General features: G+C 46.1%; 9 protein-coding genes. 3 read left to right on the top strand and 6 right to left on the bottom strand.

Annotated elements, in window-relative coordinates; all coding sequences use genetic code 11:
* Window positions 1-66 precede the first annotated feature (66 nt).
* The 3 genes from JGK11_RS17555 to JGK11_RS17545 form a co-directional block, all read right to left on the bottom strand.
* Window positions 67-9765 (bottom strand): tetratricopeptide repeat protein, encoded by a 9699-nt coding sequence (locus JGK11_RS17555; protein WP_293212385.1) that lies wholly within the window; start codon window positions 9763-9765, stop codon window positions 67-69.
* Between the two features lie 123 nt (window positions 9766-9888).
* On the bottom strand, window positions 9889-10884 hold the full coding sequence (locus tag JGK11_RS17550; protein ID WP_293212384.1) for a homogentisate phytyltransferase: 996 nt from the start codon (window positions 10882-10884) through the stop codon (window positions 9889-9891).
* 292 nt (window positions 10885-11176) lie between these two features.
* Complete coding sequence (locus JGK11_RS17545; protein WP_293191414.1) at window positions 11177-12130, bottom strand: methyltransferase domain-containing protein; 954 nt, start codon at window positions 12128-12130, stop codon at window positions 11177-11179.
* Window positions 12131-12427: 297 nt separating this feature from the next.
* Here JGK11_RS17545 and JGK11_RS17540 point away from each other — a divergent pair, with 297 nt between their 5' ends.
* On the top strand, window positions 12428-13762 hold the full coding sequence (locus JGK11_RS17540) for a TrkH family potassium uptake protein (RefSeq protein WP_293181791.1): 1335 nt from the start codon (window positions 12428-12430) through the stop codon (window positions 13760-13762).
* 267 nt (window positions 13763-14029) lie between these two features.
* The gene (locus JGK11_RS17535; RefSeq protein WP_293181801.1) at window positions 14030-14725 is read left to right on the top strand and encodes a TrkA family potassium uptake protein; all 696 of its coding nucleotides are present in this window, start codon (window positions 14030-14032) and stop codon (window positions 14723-14725) included.
* A gap of 363 nt (window positions 14726-15088) precedes the next feature.
* On the opposite strand, the gene JGK11_RS17530 is transcribed toward JGK11_RS17535, so the two are convergent.
* Entirely contained in the window at window positions 15089-15322 is a 234-nt protein-coding gene (locus tag JGK11_RS17530; RefSeq protein WP_293151796.1) for a hypothetical protein, read from the bottom strand.
* A gap of 135 nt (window positions 15323-15457) precedes the next feature.
* Window positions 15458-15715 carry a hypothetical protein gene (locus JGK11_RS17525; protein WP_293181789.1) on the bottom strand — a complete coding sequence of 86 codons (258 nt, stop codon included), beginning with the start codon at window positions 15713-15715 and terminating at the stop codon, window positions 15458-15460.
* A 252-nt stretch (window positions 15716-15967) separates the two neighbouring features.
* Here JGK11_RS17525 and JGK11_RS17520 point away from each other — a divergent pair, with 252 nt between their 5' ends.
* Entirely contained in the window at window positions 15968-17935 is a 1968-nt protein-coding gene (locus tag JGK11_RS17520; RefSeq protein WP_293212383.1) for a hypothetical protein, read from the top strand.
* A 284-nt stretch (window positions 17936-18219) separates the two neighbouring features.
* Here JGK11_RS17520 and JGK11_RS17515 read toward each other — a convergent pair whose 3' ends face one another.
* Window positions 18220-18900 (bottom strand): class I SAM-dependent methyltransferase, encoded by a 681-nt coding sequence (locus tag JGK11_RS17515; protein WP_293181785.1) that lies wholly within the window; start codon window positions 18898-18900, stop codon window positions 18220-18222.
* Window positions 18901-18989: the final 89 nt, after the last annotated feature.

Raw genomic sequence — 18989 nt, 5'->3', positions numbered from 1 at the left:
GAGGGCGGGTTTTTGAAATTGTTAGTTTTGGGGCGATTATTGTTGGTGAACCCGCCCCTACGGGAATTATGTATATAGCCCGCCAATAATATTCAAAAAGCGTTTAACTTGTTTTTCCCAAGTCCAATCGAGCATAAAATTCGCCGCAGCTAAACCCCGACGTTTCGCTTCTTCGCGATTAGTATAAACTTGCTCCAAAGCCTCGACAACTTCCTCAACATCTGACTCTCCCCAACCTTCTACACCGGGAAAATGAGCAGTCGGTTTAACTCGTCCCTGATGCGACAAAGGATAGCAAATATTGCTGTAAATCAAGTCTAAATGTCCGGTATTTGCTGATAAAATAGTAGGAATTCCGCAGGCCATACTTTCCATTGCGACTAAATTAGTGCCGCCTTCGCAGCGATTGGTGAAAACAGCGCAGTCAGCTTCTCGCAATATTTGTCCGGCGAGGTGATTGGGAATTAAACCGATGTCGATAAAAGAGTCAACTGGTAAGCCGTTAGCCGCCAACCATTGCGAAATTCCTAAACTTCCGTCGCGGTTGATATTGGGAAGTCCCGCAACATTTCCGGTTTGTTCGATTCCTAGCATATATTGAGGCCAGAAATTGTGCCAGGTTGTTAGTAGTAAAGCTTCTGGATGTTTGGCGCGAAATCGTTTGAAAGCGGCGATTACAATGTCTTGGCCTTTGCGATATTCGAGTTTGCCGCCGGAGAAGATGACGAAGCGATCGCCAAATAGGTTAGATTTAGGTGCAGGATGGAAAATTGCGGGGTCAATTCCTTGATTTACCATCGCGACGTTAGTCAAGCCGCAGCTTCTCAAAACATCGGCATTCCAGTGGGAACCGGCGACAATAGCGCGATATTTTTTGGCTGTTTCTAGGGCGGCTGGGGTGATGCGGGTGTCTTCAAAAAAGATGACTCCTACTTGACAAGGGCTGATTAGGTGATTTTCGACTCCCGAGGATGCTAAGTTATTCCCCAAAGCGTAAAGTACAGGAAAGTTACAACTGATTTGTTTGTCAGAATTTGCTGTTACTAATTCCTGAAATTGTTTCTGCTTTTCTACTGCGGGTGACAAGAGTGATTTGTGCAGCGGATTGATGGATTCTGAGGTAATGGATGGCGGTACTAAAAGTGCAACTTCCCAGGCGGGATTTCGCAGCAGTTGCAGTGTTAAATTCATGCCGTAAATGCCCCAGCCGCTGGTGATGCTGACTGGCCAACTGATGCCGATTCCTGTTATTTGTGGCGGGGTTTCTGGGAGAATATGTAGGGGTGGTGCCCCCGTGCCCGCCCCTTGGAAACAGGTAATTAGCTGTTCTAGGGCTGCTTTTATACGATCGCCCACGGCATCCCAATCACCCGCCTGTGACTGCCGAAACAACCGCGCAGTGGGATACCAAGGGCTGTCTTCCCGTGTCAGCATCCACCGCCAATCGGGCATGAAAGAGAGCAAAATCCAGACAGGTTTGCCCAACGCACCGGCTAAGTGGGCGATCGCGGTATCAACACAAATTACTAAATCCAGTTGCGAAATAATCGCTGCGGTGTCGGCAAAATCGAGGCAATGTTCGCTTAAATTGGGGATTTGCTGTTGATTCAATAAAGTTAAATCGCCCGCCGACAAATCTTTCTGAAGGCTGTAAAAACTCGCGCCCGGAACATCTAAAAACTTCAAAAACTCACTCAACTTACAGGATCGCTCGTGATTTTTGCGGTGCAGCGGCCCGCCCGCCCACACAATACCTACTTTTAGTTTATTGTTCGATCCTAGGGAAATTTTACAATCATCGGGCGCAGCTAAATAAGGAATATTTGCAGGTATGTTTTCCAAAGTCGTCCCCAGAATTCGCGGCAAACTTAGCAGCGGCGCTTGCACTTGAAAATCTAGCAAATTCTGCGGGTTTGTGACTACATTATCTACGCCTGCCACTTTTTCAAACAAACGCTTCAGCGATTGATGACAAGCAACCATAACTTTGCCGCCTTTTTGCTTGACTAAAGGTGCGTAGCGGATAAAATGAATCGCATCGCCAAAACCTTGTTCTGGATGCAATAAAATTGTTTTCCCCTGCAAATCTGAACCATCCCAAAGCGGGTAATTGGTATATTGTTGTTCTAATTCTTGAGTGTGCCAGCGCGATTCGTACTCGGCAAAACCAGGCTGAAAATTGCCAGTCAACAGCAAAGCAAATGCTAGTCTCAAACGCAAATCTGGAGATTCTGGAGATAGTTGAATTGCTTTAGTATAGCAGTCGATCGCCTCCGCAACTCTTCCTTGTTCTTCCAGGGCATAACCTAAATATAAGTTGGTTTTGTCCAGGTTGGGATTGATTGCTAGTGCTTGCTGGTAGTGCGAAACTGCCTCGGCTATTTGTCCGTTTTCCTGTTTGAGATAACCTAAATAAGTGTGGGCTTCGGCGTGGTTGGGCGAGGTGGCGATTACTTGTTGGTAGCGCGCGGCTGCGGCTGCTTTGTTACCTTGTTTTTGTAATGCCTTTGCTATGTGAAACTGTACGTCTATTTCTGCGATCGCACTTGATGATGATTTAGCCTCAGTGGGAGTGGGAATTAACTCTTGTAAAGCGACTTTTATGCGATCGCCCACGGCATCCCAATCACCCGCTGTTTCCTGCCGAAACAACCGCGCAGTGGGATACCAAGGGCTGTCTTCCCGTGTCAGCAGCCACCGCCAATCGGGCATAAATGAGAGCAAAATCCAGACAGGTTTGCCCAACGCACCGGCTAAGTGCGCCACAGCGGTATCGACGCAAATAACTAAATCTAGTTGCGATATCACCGCCGCAGTATCGGCAAAATCGTTCAAATTGTCGCTCAAATCTATGACAGAAGTTTGAGTTAACAAAGTCATGTCATCCGCCGACACTTCTTTTTGCAGACTGTAAAAACTGACACCGGGAATATCTAAGAATTTCAAGAAATAGCTGAAATCGCTCGATCGCACAAAATCCTTCAAATGTTCCGAACTTCCCGCCCAGACAATCCCTACTTTGAAATTGCGATCGCAATTTAGCGAAAATTGCCAATTCGGCGGCGCCGCTAAATAAGGAACATTGGCGGGTATATTGTCTAAAGTTGTTCCGAGAATGTGCGGCAAACTCATCAGCGGTGCTTGCACTTGAAAATCGGGCAATTCTTCCACCCGCACCGCCACTTGTTCGATACCAGGAATCTGCTTAAATAAACGCTTCAGTTCTTGATAGCAAGATATAATGACTTTGCCGCCCTTTTGCTGGACAATTGTGGCGTAGCGGACAAATTGAATTGCGTCGCCCAAACCTTGTTCGCAGCGGAGTAAAATAGTTTGTCCGTTCAAATCTGAACCGTCCCAAACTGGCTTGTCAAAATTCAACCGCGGCAATTTTTTCGCCTGATCTGTGTGCCACCGCCACTCGTATTCTGCTAAGCCGCGCGGCAAGTCACCTGTCAACAGCAAGACTAAGCCTAAATTGAAGTGAGCTTTAACACAGTCTGGAGCTACTGCGAGAGCTTGATTATAACATGAAATTGCCCGATTTACGTCTCCTAATAGTTCCACGGCACTGCCTAAATTAGTCAGGGCTTCTACATAATTTGGCTGCAAAGATATTGCTACCTCAAAGCTAGAAATTGCCTGCTCTATTTTGCCCGCAGCCAAACATGAATTTCCCAGGTGATAGTGTCCTTTAGGATTGTTCGGTTCTGCTTCAATTGCACGCTGGTAAAGCCGCCCGGCCTCCGCTGGCTGACATTTTGCTTGCATCGCCACGCCCAAATTTACGAGGGCGGGTACGTAATTGGCATTGAGGGAAAGTGCTTGCTGAAAATAGACGATCGCACTTTGAATCTCGCCCTGCTGCTGGAGAGTCGCGCCGAGATTGTTCAAAGCTTTGACATAAACGGGATTTAGGGCGATCGCCTTTTGAAAGCAAATTACAGCCTCGGCGATATTTCCCCGATCTTGCAGCAAAATACCCAAGTTATTTTGCGCTTGGGCGCAGTTCGGGTCAATTTCGATCGCGCGCTGATAATACGTCGCAGCTTCGGCTAAATCGCCTGTTTGGTGCAGCGTGACGGCTAAATTAGTAGCGGACTCGATGGAATCTGGCTGCAAAACCAAAGCATTCTTGAAATATGCGATCGCCTCGGCAAGCCTTCCTTGGGATTTCAGCAGATTTGCGCGATCGAATTGTTTCTTAGCTAACTCAATATTAGACTGAATTTCTATTGGTTGTCGAGCTTCCTGATGCTCATGAATTTTTGCTTCAAGCGCCAAAGTAGCCCGATCTAAAACTCCATCCCAATCCCCCGCTGCTGACTGACGAAACAGCCTTGCACTGGGATACCAAGGAGTATCTTCGCGCTCCAACATCCACCGCCAATCCGGCACAAAACACAGCAAAATCCACACGGGTTTGCCCAAAGCACCCGCCAAATGCGCTACAGAAGTATCTACCGAAATGACTAAATCCAGAGCCGAGATTACCGCAGCAGTAACTGCCATATCGTGCAAATTAGAGCTTAAATCTGTGACGGGCATTCGATCTAACCAAGCACGCTCGTCTGCTGTCATTTGCTTTTGCAAATTGTAAAAATCTGCTCCGGGAATCTCTAACAGTTTTGCCAACAAATCTAGCGGGAACGATCGTACCTTATTTTGTGAATGTTGAGTATTTCCAGACCACACAATCCCTACTTTCAAATTAGGAGTGTTCGGAAGAGCGCATTCCAAACCGGGTGGCGGAGCTAAATAAGGAACATTAGCTGGTATAGTATCTAAAGTTGTTCCCAGAATGTGCGGCAAACTCATTAACCGCGTATGAACTTGAAAATCAGGCGCATCGTCGGGATTAATTATTAACTCATCGATTCCCGAAACTTGGGCAAACAACCGCTGCAAGTGCGGCAAACACCAAACAATTACCTTGCCACCTTTTTGCTTGACTAAATCTGCGTAGCGGATAAACTGAATTGCATCGCCCAAACCCTGTTCCGGGCAAAGCAAAATAGTTTTTCCCTCCAAATCTTTGCCGTCCCAAATCGGCTGAATAAAGTTGTGGCACGGAAACTCTTTTTCCTTAATCAGGAGCCGCCATTCGTACTCGGAAAAACCGCGCTGCAACTCTCCAGACAGCAGCAAAGCCAAACCTAAATTTAGGTGAGATTCCGGGTTAGTCGCATTGAATTGAACTGCTTGACTGTAGCAGGTGACAGCATCCGCAAATTGGCCGCCTTGGTGCAACACTTTCCCCAAACCGTTGAGGGGATTCATATTACCCGGTTTCAACTCGATCGCCCTACGGTAACAATCGATCGCCTCTGCCATATTTCCGGCTTCCTCAAAAGCCTTACCCAGATTGTTCAAAGCTTCGGGAAAGTCGGGTTGCAGGCTCAAAGCTTGCTGGTAACAGGCGATCGCACCTGCAATTTTGCCCTGTTTGTGCAGCACAATTCCCAGATTGCAGCGAGCCTCAGCATTGGCTGGTAACTGCTGAATCGCTTGCTGGCAAACGGCTAGAGCCTCATCTAACTTATCTTGCTGTTGCAGGGAACTCCCCAAACCGATCAGAGTTTCGGCTAAATCTGGTTGCACCGCCATAGCTCGATCGTAATAGGCGATCGCATCTGCAATTCTGCCCTGTCGGATCGAGGCGTATCCTAAGTTGTGCAAGGCGTCTACATAATTGGGTTCGAGAGCGATCGCCCGTTCGTAATTTGCGATCGCGCGATCGTAATTCGCGCCCGTTTCCTCTCCTCGTTCCTCCAAAGCAATGCCCAAATTCAAATAAGCCACAGCACAATCAGGATTGACTTGAATCGCTTGCTCGTACAACCTGACAGCCTCCCCCACATCCCCTTGCTCTTCCCGCAGCAGGCCCAAATTAACCAGCGCTTCCGCGCAATTCGGGTTCAAAGACAGCGCCCGCTGGTATTGGGCGATCGCACCTTCATTCTCCCCTGCTTCCGCCAGCGCGCTGCCCAAATTGCTCGCAGTTTCAGCCAAATTCGGGTCGATTTCTAGGGCTTGTCGGTAATGCGCGATCGCCTCTGTTAACCGCCCGCTTTGCTGTTTGACAACACCTAAATTGCTGTGGGCGGCTGCATAATTCGGATCGATCGCGATCGCCCGCTGGTAACACTCGATCGCCCCGCCCAAATTGCCCTGCTGTTGCAAATCTCGGCCCAACTGCAACTCCCAATCCGCCGCCTCCGACGGCACAAATTCAGCAGAAACAGCGCCTAGAGCCTCCGCCACCCTAGCGAAAACACCCTCCCAGCCTCCCCTTTCCCGTTGCCGAAACAGCCTTGCACTGGGATACCAAGGACTGTCTTCGCGCTCCAACAACCACCGCCAATCCGGGGAAAACGCCAGCAAAACCCACACCGGTTTGCCCAAAGCCCCCGCCAAATGGGCGACAGCCGTATCGACAGTAATTACTAAATCCAGTTTGGCGATCGCAGCAGCAGTATCAGCCAAATCACCAAAATGCGGGCTCAAATCGACGATCGGCGTTCCATTCAACAGCGCGCGATCGGCCTCTAAAACCTCCTTCTGCAAGCTGTAAAAAGTTACCCCCGAAACGTCCAAAAGCGGCAGAAACTGACTTAAACCGCAAGAACGCTGCATATTTTTGCGGTGTTTGGGATTCCCCGCCCAGACAATCCCAACTTTCAAATTGCGATCGGGCAAAAGCGCAAATTCAGCATCCGCAGGGGGAGACAAATAAGCAGTAGTTGCCGGAATTGTTTCTAGCCTTGTACCGAGAACATAGGGTAAACTCAACATCGGCACTTGCACGTCAAATTCCGGCAGCGGTTCACCTCTAACTATCAACAAATCAATGCCATCAACCATGGCAAACAAACGGCGCAATTGCGGGTAACAATCAACAATTACCCTACCGCCTCGATTTTTGACAATCTCAACGTAGCGAATAAACTGAAGCGAATCGCCTAAACCTTGTTCCGCGTGCAGCAAAACAGTCTTTCCCTGCAAGTTGGAACCGTCCCACAGCGGCCGGTATTCTCTTGCCGAAAGTGTATTTCCCGGCGCCGTCAAATAACAGGAATGGCCTGTTTTAAATTCTTTAATCTGCCAGCGCCACTCGTATTCGGCGAGGCCATTTGCAAAATCTCCCGCCAACAGCAAAGCCAAGGACAAATTCAGGTGAGCGCTAGCATGATCCGGATTCAAATGAATCGCCCGTCTGTAGCAGGCGATCGCATCTTCAACCGCGCCTTTTTCCAGAAAAGTCCTGCCTAAATTGTTGATAGCTTCCACAAAATCCGGCAGCAATTCCAACGCTTTGTGATAATACTCCAGCGCCTCTTCTAAATTGCCCTGTTCTTGCAAAACAGTTGCCAAATTGTTGTAAGCTTCCCAGCTATGGGGTTGAATTTCCAGCGCTCGGCGGTACAAATCGAGCGCCCTTAACAGTTCGCCCTTTTCTTGCAGCGCCACCGCTAAATTAATCAGTGCGGGCACGAAATCCGGTTCAGCAGCCAGAGCTTGTTCGTAATGTGCGATCGCCTGTTCCACTTTACCTTGTTCCTCAAAAATCTTTGCCAAGTTGTAAGCTGTTTGAGGAATATTGGGAGCGAGCGCTAAAGCTTCTTGGTAATGCGGAATGGCTGCATCTAATTCCCCATTTTCGTGTTTGAGAAAACCATAATTAATGCGCGCTTGGAAACAATTGGGAGCGAGAGATATAATTTGTTCGTAAAGGGCGATCGCCTCTAGCTTATCGCCTGTTTCCATTAAATGTTCTGCTTGTTGCAATAAATCATCTAAAACAGCCGAATTTTCGTCGCCCGTTGCGACAACAGATATCTCAATTCCCTGCAAATGCTTGGCTGCTGAGTCATTTCCTAAAGCTTCGCCCGCAGTCACAAATATTTGTTTGTTTTCCTCAACCAAGCTAGCGCCTGTCATTTCCAGAGGTAGATTTTTGGCAGCATCCTCAGCAGAAGTAGCAGAATTTGCGATCGCAAATAAACTCAAAGCCGCCTGCACATCCTGAAACAATTCTTGCCAACTTTCCGGCTGACTTTGGCGGAAAAGCCTTGCAGTTGGATACCAAGGATTGTCTTCGCGATCCAGCAGCCAGCGCCAGTCAGGAGCAAAAGACAGCAGCACCCAAACCGGTTTACCCAAAGCACCAGCCAAGTGTGCCACAGAAGTATCGACAGTAATCACTAAATCCAATTGAGATATAGCAGAAGCCGTATCAGCAAAGTCGTTCAGATGCGCGCTCAAATCCGGGACTAGATGCTGGTGCAACAAAGTGCGATCGCACTCCGACAAGTTTTTTTGTAAACTATAAAAAGCAATTCCCGGAACATCCAAGAATTGCATAAAATCGCTTAAACTACAAGAACGTTGATTATCTTTACGGCGCTGCGGACTTCCCGCCCAAACAATCCCCACCTTTAACTTTGCATCAGAAGCAAGTGCAAAACTGCACTCAGCAGGCGGAGCTAAATAAGGAACATTTGCGGGAATTGTTTCCAGAGTTGTCCCCACAATCCTCGGCAAACTCATCAGCGGTGCGTGAAAGTCAAATGCTGGCAAATCCTCAAAACAAACTGATAAATATTCAATCCCGACAACAGTCGCAAACAACCGCATCAAATCTGGATAGCAAGCCACGATAACTTTAGCACCTCGGCTCCGAAGCATCGGCGCGTAGCGAATAAACTGAATCGAATCGCCGAAGCCTTGCTCAAGGTGGAGTAAAATAGTTTTCCCCTGCAAATCCGCACCATCCCAAAGCGGCTGTGGAAATTGTCTCGCCTCTACTTGCGAAGTGCGCCACCGCCACTCATATTCAGCAAAACCGCGCTGGAAATCTCCAAACAATAGCAAAGTCAAGGCTAATTCCAGGTGTGCGATGGCGTTGTCTGGCTGCAATTCCAAGGCTCGATGGTGACAAGCAAAAGCTTCTTGAAATTCTCCTAAATCGACCAAAGCGTGGGCGAGGTTGTTAATAGCATCCACGAAGTCCGGCTTAAGTTTTAATGCTTGTCGGTAGTGGGAAATTGCTGCTTTAGTATTACCTTGTTCGTGGTAAAATGCTCCCACATTGTTCTGAGATTCGGGATTGTTAGGTTCTAATGCTATAGCTTGCTGGTAGCAGTCGAAAGCTTCGGGCAATTTACCTTGCTGCTGAAAAATTCTTCCCAATCCGATCAGAGAATATGTCAAATTAGGATTAATTTTTAAAGCGTGCAGGTAACAGGCGACTGCCTCATTTAATTGATTTTTATCTTTTAATAAGCCTGCTAAATTGTGTGCAGTTTCCAGCAAGTTTGGATCGAGCTGGAGCGCTGTTTGATAATATGAAATTGCCGAGTCAATTTCGCCCAAGTGCTGTTTGAGCCAGCCCAAATTGTTGTATGCTAGTGCGGTATTTGGTGAAAGTTGGATGACTTGTTCGTAACTGGCGATCGCCCTTTGAGTAGCGCCAACATCCATCAAAACATGGGCTTTGTTTAAATGTGCCTCTACAAAATCGGGGTTTTGGGCGATCGCGCGATCGTAAAAGTCGATCGCCTCAGCCACTTTCCCCTGCTGTCTGACTGCAATTCCCAACAAACACAACACGTTTGCTGACTCCGGCTGCGCTTCCACAATTTGCCGGTACAAATTTTCAGCTTCTAACAAACGCCCCGCTTGATGATATTCCCAAGCTATCTTCAAAGAATCTTCAGCACGCATTTTGACGGCAGATTTTTGGAATTTTTTCTTAGAAGCCATAGTTGTCTGTGTTGTTTGTTATTTGTTGTTTGTTATTTGTTGTTTGTTATTTGTTGTTTGTTGTTTGTTGTTTTTTACTATAACAATAACCGCCAACTGCCAACTGCCAACTGCCAACTGCCTTCATCCCAACAAACAAGCTGCGGGAAAAATCAAATATTCTAAGAAAAACAACTTCCAAATAAACTGATAAAAATCAGCAATTTCTTTCTGCTCGTCCAAATCAACTTTGACACTCCAAAACCACATCAAACCCAAAGCCACCAAATGAGCAACCGTCAAAAACACTAAATTAACATTAGACAACACGACTGCTCCCGCCAAAGTAGCGCCCAAATAGCAAACCGTCAACACCCAGCGAGACAAATTAAACACAGCCTGCTTGCCCAACTCGATCGTCAACGTAGTAATATTGTATTGCTTGTCGCCCTCCATGTCAGGGATATCTTTGAAAATGGCGATCGCAAAAGTAAACACGATCACAAAAACCGTCAGCACCCAAACTTCCGCCGGAATCGCCAAAGACAGACTATTTAAGCTCCAGCCCGTAAAAACGCTTTTCGCCCTTCCCAAACCCAAAACCCAATTAAAGTGTAGAAACAGCCCTAAATTGACGATCGCCCCGCGCACCGTAAAAATGCACAGCGCCGCCCAAAAAGGAAACCGCTTCAACCGAATTGGTGGCAGAGAATAAGCAGTCCCAATCGCCAAACTAACGCCAACTGTAGCCAGCAAAAACGGGCCTTGCAAAACAGCAGTCACAACCGCTATAATTCCTGTGGCAATTACAATCAACTCCCCAGTTTTGCGAGAAAACGCTCCCGAGGCGATCGGCAAATACGGCTTATTTATCTTATCAATTTCAACATCTTCTAACTGGTTCAATCCCACAATATAAATATTGCCACAAATGCAAGCCAACCAAGCAAAAGCTAGCGGCAGAAGTATAGGATTCACAAATAATCGAGTGCTTTGAGCGATCGCATACAAAGCCAGTACACTCAACGTAGTCCCGATAATCGTATGCGGCCGAGAAAACTCCCAAAAAGCCCTCAGCCAGCTTTGCGGAGCCGAGCCATTTTCATCAATCCAAGACTTACCAATCGAATCGTTGCTCATAAATCCTACAAACGCACCAGAAATAATATTAAGTAAGATGGAAATTGTCCACCTTACTTGATTGAACTTGCCGCCAGAAATATCATCAACCGAACTTCTTCATTCCTTCTTCCTTCATTCCTTCCTTCTTTCTTCCTTTTTACTTCATTTCTTCGGTCAACTGTCAACTCTTCCTTCTTCCTTCCTTCTTCCCTCTTCCTTCTATCCGTTACATCCGTTACATCCGTTGCCGAACTTCCTTCTTCCTTCGGTCAACTGTCAACTGTCAACTGTCAACTGTCAACTGTTCCATTTATTTTACAGCACAAATCAGCCCGAAACGAATCAATCCGCTCTCATATCCCCGACTCATCAACCCCAGAGCAAGTGCAGCTTGAATAGTCGTCCAACCGCTCGTCAACAAACCCCAAATCGCGCTCGGAGTCAAAGCAGAATCGATCACCACATCCCAAAAAGGAGCCACAGCTTTTGACCAATCAGCACTGCGAATACTTGTCAGAGGCAAACTGCGGACAATCTCCTCATATTCCGGCAAAGAAATCACATAAGGCAAAGCATAAACTCGGTAAATTTCTGCCAATTCCTTCCTCTCTGCATCAGTCAATTCTCCCGCTGTTTCTCCCAGCGGGCGGTGACACCAAGTTGCCAAAATCAAAGTTCCTCCCGGCTTGAGCACGCGGCAGCATTCCTCTAAAAACTTAATTTTGTCGGGCATATGTTCCCCACTTTCGAGCGACCAAACCAAGTCGAAGGACTCATCAGGAAAAGGCATATTTAAAGCATCTGCTACTAAAAAGTTAACATTGCTTTCCAGTCCAGCAATTTTAGCGCGTTCCTTTGCTCTGTTTGCCTGTACCGGACTCAGCGTAATGCCGGTGGCTGTCACCCGATCGCCCTTTTGATTTGGTTCCGACGATCGACTAAAATCGCGATCGACCCCATCATCCGACTTTAAATTATTTTGCGCGATCGAACCAAACTTTTCGGTCAAATACAACGTGCTCCCACCAATGCCGCAACCGACATCCAGAATGCGGTAAGGTTCTGATAGCGCTCCGGCTGTCGGCACTCGGGCCCAGGAGAGCAGTTCCTCGATCAAATCTATCTGAGCCTGTCGGCGCTCTTTCTTTAAGTTTCCATCCGGGCCGTAGTAACCGTGGTGCATATGTTCGCCCCACACCTGCTCCCACAAACCGCTAGAAGCGTCGTAGAGTTGCTGAATTTGCTGGTAAAGTGTTGATGTCATCGCACGATCGCAAGTTGTTACAGGAATTCTACCGTGATTGTCCTGTTGTTGTCATCGAACTTGGCGGCGAAAGTGCGATCGACAGCCGGCACTCGCACTCGCAGAGATATCCTGATTTCGGGCCAGGCGATCGATTTGTGAGTTCCCTTTAAAATCCCAAATCAAAAATCTAAAATCGATTTGTGGGTTCCCTCTAAAATCCCAAATCCCAAATCCCAAATCCCAAATCCCAAATCCCAAAATCTCAAAATCTCAAAATCCCCAATCTAAAATCTAAAATCTAAAATCTAAAATCGAATGACTGTCTCGCGAACTATTTGTTTAGGATTCATCGCCGTCATTACCGCAGGTGCTCTACTACTAATGATGCCATTTTCCACAATTGATGGAACTTGGAGCGATCCAATCACAGCACTCTTTACCTCTACTTCCGCTGTCTGCGTCACAGGGTTGTCGGTTGTAGATGTCGGAAAATATTACTCTTTTTGGGGGCAACTGTGCCTCGTGTTACTGGTGCAAATAGGAGGCTTAGGCTACATGACAGCCACAACCTTCTTACTGCTGCTATTGGGCCGCCGCTTTGGTTTAAAAGACAAAATTGCCCTGCAACAATCACTTGACAAATCGGGACTAGCCGGAGTATTACAACTCGTGCAGTCAATTCTAGCAACAACCGCTTTGTTTGAATTGACTGGAGTGTTTTTGCTGATGTTAGTTTTTGTCCCAGAATACGGATTTAAAGACGGTCTCTGGTCTGCTATTTTTCACAGTGTGAATTCTTTTAATAACGCCGGATTTAGCATCTATTCAGATAATTTAATCCGCTACGTCAATTCGCCTGTGATTAACTTCACAGTCACCGGATTGATCGTATTTGGGGGCATCGGCTATCAAGTAATTATGGAAATGTACCTGTGGCTGCGCGATCGCTTCAACAAAAGCCCCATCTGCACAGTTTTTTCCCTGAATTTCAAAGTCGTTACCAGTACAACTGCTGTCCTTTTAATTTTAGGAACCCTAGCATATTTAGTGCTGGAATACAACAACCCAGGAACTTTCGGGCCTCTAAATTTTCCTCAAAAGGTGATGGCAGCTTGGTTTCAATCTGTGACGCCCCGCACGGCAGGATTTAATACAATTGACATTGGAAAAATGAGCGAAGCCGCGCTATTTTTGACCATCGCCCTCATGTTTATCGGCGCCAGTCCCGGTAGCACCGGTGGCGGCATCAAAACCACAACTTTTAGGATATTGTTTAGCTGTACCGCAGCAGTTCTCGAAGGTCAGGAACAGGTGCAGTCCTATCAGCGTCAAATCCCAGCAGCCCTGATTCTGAAAACCATTAGCGTAGTCTTCGGCTCGCTGTTAGTCGCCTTCTCATCTGCAATTTTAATTGAACTGACCAATCCCGAACTAGAATTTATCCAAGTGCTGTTTGAGGCCGTGTCAGCTTTTGGTACAGTTGGCCTTTCCACAGGGATTACAGCCAAGATTTCGGCGATCGGCAAATTAATTTTGATTGCGACAATGTACATAGGCCGGGTTGGCGTGCTGCTGCTGATGAGTGCCGCATTCGGCGACCCCAAACCCAGAACTTTTAAGTATGCTGAGGAAAGTTTGTTAGTCGGATAGCAAAATCCTGCCCAGTTGCTGATAATCTAAACAATGGGTCATATCAAATCCGGTTGCATCGGAATTATGTAGTGCGAGCGTCTCGCTCGCGATTCAGGCCGCGAGCGAGACGCTCGCACGCTCAACGATTCAAATATATAATTCCGATGCAACCGGAAACGATATCACAACCCAAATCAACTTTTACTATTTACTCAAAAATCAAAAGGAGGCAGCGCTGTCTATGCTAAAATTTGAATATCCAGACCTTCAGCGCTGAATATGAGCGTGAACCTTTCATCTTTAAGATTTTTCCGCAGTTTGCGCGCGGAAAACAAGCAGTTTGCAGTTATTGGTTTGGGACGTTTCGGCAGAGCTGTGTGCTCGACTCTCCACGGCTTGGGTTACGAAGTCCTGGGAGTTGACACCGACGAAAAAAAAGTAACTCAAGCTTTGAGCGATCGCATTTCGGCTCACGTTTTGCAGTTAGATTCTACAGAGCCTAGCGCTCTACAGGAAGCAGGTATATTTGAATTTGAAACAGTGATTGTGGCGATCGGCAATTACCTCGCCGAAAGCATTACCACCACCCTCAACCTCAAGGAAGGCGGGGTAACTCACGTCATCGCCAAAGCTTCCTCGGAAACTCACTTAAAACTGTTGAAAAAAGTCGGCGCCGATCATGTAGTTTTTCCCGAACGAGAAATGGGCTGCTCTTTAGCCCGCATTCTTACACAACCCAGCATTTTAGAACGCTTTGACCTCGACCCAAATCACAGCATTGTTGAGTTGCTCGTTCCTGAAAAATTTGACGGTAAAACCATTGCGGATTTGGATCTCCGGCGCCGGTACGGTTTGAACTTGCTCGCAGTCGGTCGCGCCGACAAGTTCGAGATCAATCCCCAGCCAAACGAACGCTTGAAAAACGGCGAGGTGATGGTAGTAATTGGTTCTAATAAAGATATCAATCGCTTGCCAATTTAACAGATCGCCATTTTACTTGCTCGATCTCTAGGGTGCGCCGCAAGCGCACCTTATATTATCTGCGATCGAGGCACCACCTGAGACTTGAATTGCAAGCCCTAGCTAGGAAATGAGAATTAAATAACTTCCACAAGTTTGTGGGATGGGCGGGACGCCCATCCCACAATAACAATAAAGATTGTAAGTTATTTAATTATCATTCCTAAATAAAAATACCAATGCTGCGGTTGCTTTGGCCGTGGCGGTTTGCTCGCAGAACACAACGGAAACCATCGCCACAATCGAAAATTTTTGAAGAAAATAGAAGCACCCAACGATCGATCGTCGCGCAAGCCCAAATCTAGGAGCGCTAGCCCTCAGAATTCAACCGACTTTCAAGATATCTTGCAAATAAGCTTTGCCAAAAACCAGCACCACCAACACTAGAGCGAGTTCAACAGGCCAAGGACAGACCGCAAAAAACCAAATTAACGAACACACCCCAATAATTGCAGCTATGGGAGCCGGAATCCCGTCTAGCGTTCTCTTGTCAGTCCCAGCAGTCACGAGTCCAGCGAGCAAGCAGAGCGTAAACGGAATCAAGCAACTTGCGATCATGGCTTTTACCTCATTAAATTTTTTTTAGATATGGCAGATGAGCATATTGTAACGATACATGAAAAATTCGGAAACGTACCAGAATCTTTGATAAAATTTAATGTTAGGTCATTGATAAGCTGTAGCCACACTTGTTTAATTTTGAGCTTCGACTCTCTCCGAAGGCAGAATTTGGGAATTTTGGTTTCGGGATTCGCGATCGCAGCCGAATACCTGGAGATGAACTGCGATGCACCCTCGATCGCACTTCTGCAATAGATTCCCGACAAAATGCGACAGTACAAAGGCTGGGCCGATTTCCGGTAGCCTGCCTTTTTGCTGTCTGTACAGACACGATGTCTGTAGAATGCCGATCGCCCCGCTAACCTTTCCCTCCATCGCAGGAAAGAACATATTGCTGGGCGATCGATCTTTTTGTGTTCGAGCGTGCGATCGATCTTTGCTTCCCCATCTCTCACTAAAAAATAAATTCCCAAGCCATTAACAGCCTTTTCTATCGCCATTAATTAATATAAACAATCAACAATAAATTGACGAAAACCACCCTCTATTGTATAATCGAAAACCCTCCCTATAAAAATAGCCGACACTTGACAACTAATCAACTAAAAAGTTAACTATTTAATAGATACAACTCCTACAGCAATGATGTCATACCTCATCTCATTTTCCTACGGTATTTGCCTGCTACTATCCCTCATCGGTTGGGGAAAAGTCTTCAACCACATCCTGTTTCCCAACCAGCGAATTGACTGGGGACAAAGAGCCGCTTGGGGTCTAGCTTTTAGCGTTCTAATTGGCGGCATCTTAAATGCAACCTGGACTATTTCCCAAACCACAATTCTATTTTTTTTAGGTTTGGGACTCATTTACTGTCTAGTAGATTTAATAAATCACAGACAATTAATTATTAATAATATCTGGCACTTTTTTCAAGAATGCCGCAAAGATAAAGTCATCTTAGCAGGCATTGCCATAGTTAGTCTACTAATTTTAATTCAATACGCCGGATGGCTTTATACAGGTAGACACAACTTTGCAAATATGGTCTATGCTGACGGATTTAATACTAGCGACGACTACCACGGTTACTTAGTATTTCCCCACAAAATGCTGCAACTCGGTTCGATGGGTTCAGACCCTTTTAGCGAACGAAGAATAGTATCTTTAGGTGGGCAGTCATTTCTCCAAGCATTGATTTTAAGCGGACTTTCCGACACTAATCTCAACCTCATCGACCCCGCTTTGCCCCTGATAATTACTGTCGGACTAATCCTAGGATTTTTCAAAGAAAATAAAGTTTCAACCAAACGAATCGTCTTCACTATTTTATTCTTGCTTTTGATTCCACTTCCCAAGGCTAACACTACAAGTCTCATGCTGCCAGTCGCTTTATTTGTAAGTTTGTTCAGGACGCTTGACAGTAAAGAGATAGAACGCAACCATTGGGCGGCAAATGCTTGTATATTAGCTTTAATTGCAGCGGCTATTTGTGCTTTAAAATCATCGCTAATACCCGCCTGTGTCTTTCTATTTGCCACCAGCTATATTTGCTATTTAATTAGCTCCGAATCCAAACAAAAAGTTTTATTTGAATTGGTATTGACAACAGTATTAGTGGGAGTATTTCTACTGCCTTGGATGATTTCAATGTATCAATCCTCAGGCACTCTATTGTATCCTCTTTTGGGAAAAGGCTATCACGCCTCCGCCTACGGCATTACCTTCAAATCAGGTTCGACGTTATTAGGAACTGCGAAAAGCGCCATGAGAGCATTCCAAGGTATTTATGTTTTTATACTGATATTTCTCGGCTGTTTGAGCTTGAGCATCCGACCTTGGAAGTTTGGCAATTTACCCGAAGAACCTTCGTTCTCGAACCGCCAAGCAGTTTTATCAATGACAATTGCAGCGGGATTGGCGACAATTGCTGTAGGTGTAATTACCGAAAATGCCGACCCTTTTCGCTATTCGTTTTCTCACCTTTTCCCAGCAATTTTAATATTGATCGCGGTAGCAATGACCGACACAGGAACATCAAACAAAAACGGAGCAGCCAACTTTTTTATTGCTGCTGTATTTTGTGCGGGGTTGGCAATTAGCTATAACTGGGCTATCACTAAACAGACTTACTCAGCTTATGTAAAAAATATAGAATTTGGGCTGACAAATCCATCATTAGTTACAGCAAAGCAAAAGTCGCAGTACGTAGCAATACAGGAGTCTGTGCCACAGGGAGAAACAGTTTTGACCAGACTAGATGCACCTTTTATCCTCGACTTCAAACGCAATCAAATTTTCCTAGCAGACTGGCCGGGGGGAGCAAGTTTGCCACCCGGTATGCCTGTATTCAAAGGCCCTGAAGCCTTAGCAAACTATTTAGTTTCAAAATCTATTCGATACATAGCTTATTCGTCTTGGAGTCTCAATCATCCCGCAGATGTAGATACTTCGGGGCCTGGATTGTCATCTTGGTTTCGACTGCAAGCAAAACTCTCTCACGATTTTCGGGATAACGTGCGGCAACTTGCAAAAAGTCGCAAAAAACTTTATGAAGACGGAGAAAATTTTGTGTTAGATTTGGGAACTAAAGCCATCTCTATGGGTTTGTAGTTCTGAACAGTTGCTAGAATCAAAGCAAGCTGAAAAAAGTCTTACATGATACGCTACTCATAGCAGTAAGGTACGCATTGCACACCCTACAATAACTTTACTCTTTAGTCCGCGGAGGCGGACTTCGTTTGTGTAGTAGCGGTTTCAACCGCCGAGTCTTAGGAATGAGAATTAAATAAGGATCGCAAATTAAATAATTTACACAAGTTTGTGGGATGGGCGGGACGCCCATCCCACAATAACAATTAAAATTGTAAGTTATTTAATTCGCGATCCTTATCTAATCAAAGGGGATTTTTAACATAAAAGAGCAGATTGGATATCAAACCGAGAAGCCGAAAATGTCTGGTAGAAACTTGAGCATCTGCTGGGAGCATCTTTAACACATCTTTCTCGGATAATAGGTTGAGATTCTCCTCTTTGGCAAAGAAGTTTTTGCCGAGCAATCTCAACAAAGCTCGAAACCAAGAAGGGGGAAACCAATGAATTAGGGGAACAGCAGTGTGGAATTCTACGGGATACCAGCGGTTGGGAGTGGTGATGCAACAAGTTTTGCCGACTCGGCAAAGTTCCCGAACAAAAGCTTTTTGCTGAGTCCTATTGCCGACGTGTTCGATTACGGCAAAACTCACGACTAAATCAAAACTTTTGTCGGGAAATGGTAAAGTCAACCCGTCGGAACGGACGTATGTTAAACCGGGATATTCTTCTTCTAAAAAGGCAGCATCTTCCATGCCGACTGCGGTTATTTTATGGGGGTATGGATAGAGTTTTTCAAAGAAATTGCAATCTTCGCGACGGTCGGAAGTTACTCCTACATCCAGGACGGTTGTGTCGTCGCTGGGATTGGCTAATCCCAGGAGCAAATCAAACATTTTTTGGCGGGCGTACCAAGATAGTTTAGTGGCGAAACCACCTAGCTTGGGGCCGATATACTCGCTGGAATTGTTTTCAGTTACTGTCATAGGATTTGAGGTTTTCGATGTACAGATTAGATGGGTGAAGTCTGATTGTTCCTGACCGCTTTAACGCAGCATTTGGACAAGTCTGTCGA

Source organism: Microcoleus sp. PH2017_34_RAT_O_A (assembly GCF_020737885.1).
In the GTDB taxonomy this organism is placed as follows: Bacteria; Cyanobacteriota; Cyanobacteriia; order Cyanobacteriales; family Microcoleaceae; genus Microcoleus.
The sequence above is the reverse complement of the archived record's forward strand: the minus strand, read 5'-3'. Positions and strand labels throughout refer to the sequence as shown.

What these genes read in the sequence shown, in the direction of transcription:
- JGK11_RS17555 (WP_293212385.1), bottom strand. Translation starts at nt 9,765, where the DNA reads ATGGCTTCTAAGAAAAAATTCCAAAAATCTGCCGTCAAAATGCGTGCT.
- JGK11_RS17550 (WP_293212384.1), bottom strand. Translation starts at nt 10,884, where the DNA reads ATGAGCAACGATTCGATTGGTAAGTCTTGGATTGATGAAAATGGCTCG.
- JGK11_RS17545 (WP_293191414.1), bottom strand. Translation starts at nt 12,130, where the DNA reads ATGACATCAACACTTTACCAGCAAATTCAGCAACTCTACGACGCTTCT.
- JGK11_RS17540 (WP_293181791.1), top strand. Translation starts at nt 12,428, where the DNA reads ATGACTGTCTCGCGAACTATTTGTTTAGGATTCATCGCCGTCATTACC.
- JGK11_RS17530 (WP_293151796.1), bottom strand. Translation starts at nt 15,322, where the DNA reads ATGATCGCAAGTTGCTTGATTCCGTTTACGCTCTGCTTGCTCGCTGGA.
- JGK11_RS17525 (WP_293181789.1), bottom strand. Translation starts at nt 15,715, where the DNA reads ATGTTCTTTCCTGCGATGGAGGGAAAGGTTAGCGGGGCGATCGGCATT.
- JGK11_RS17520 (WP_293212383.1), top strand. Translation starts at nt 15,968, where the DNA reads ATGATGTCATACCTCATCTCATTTTCCTACGGTATTTGCCTGCTACTA.
- JGK11_RS17515 (WP_293181785.1), bottom strand. Translation starts at nt 18,900, where the DNA reads ATGACAGTAACTGAAAACAATTCCAGCGAGTATATCGGCCCCAAGCTA.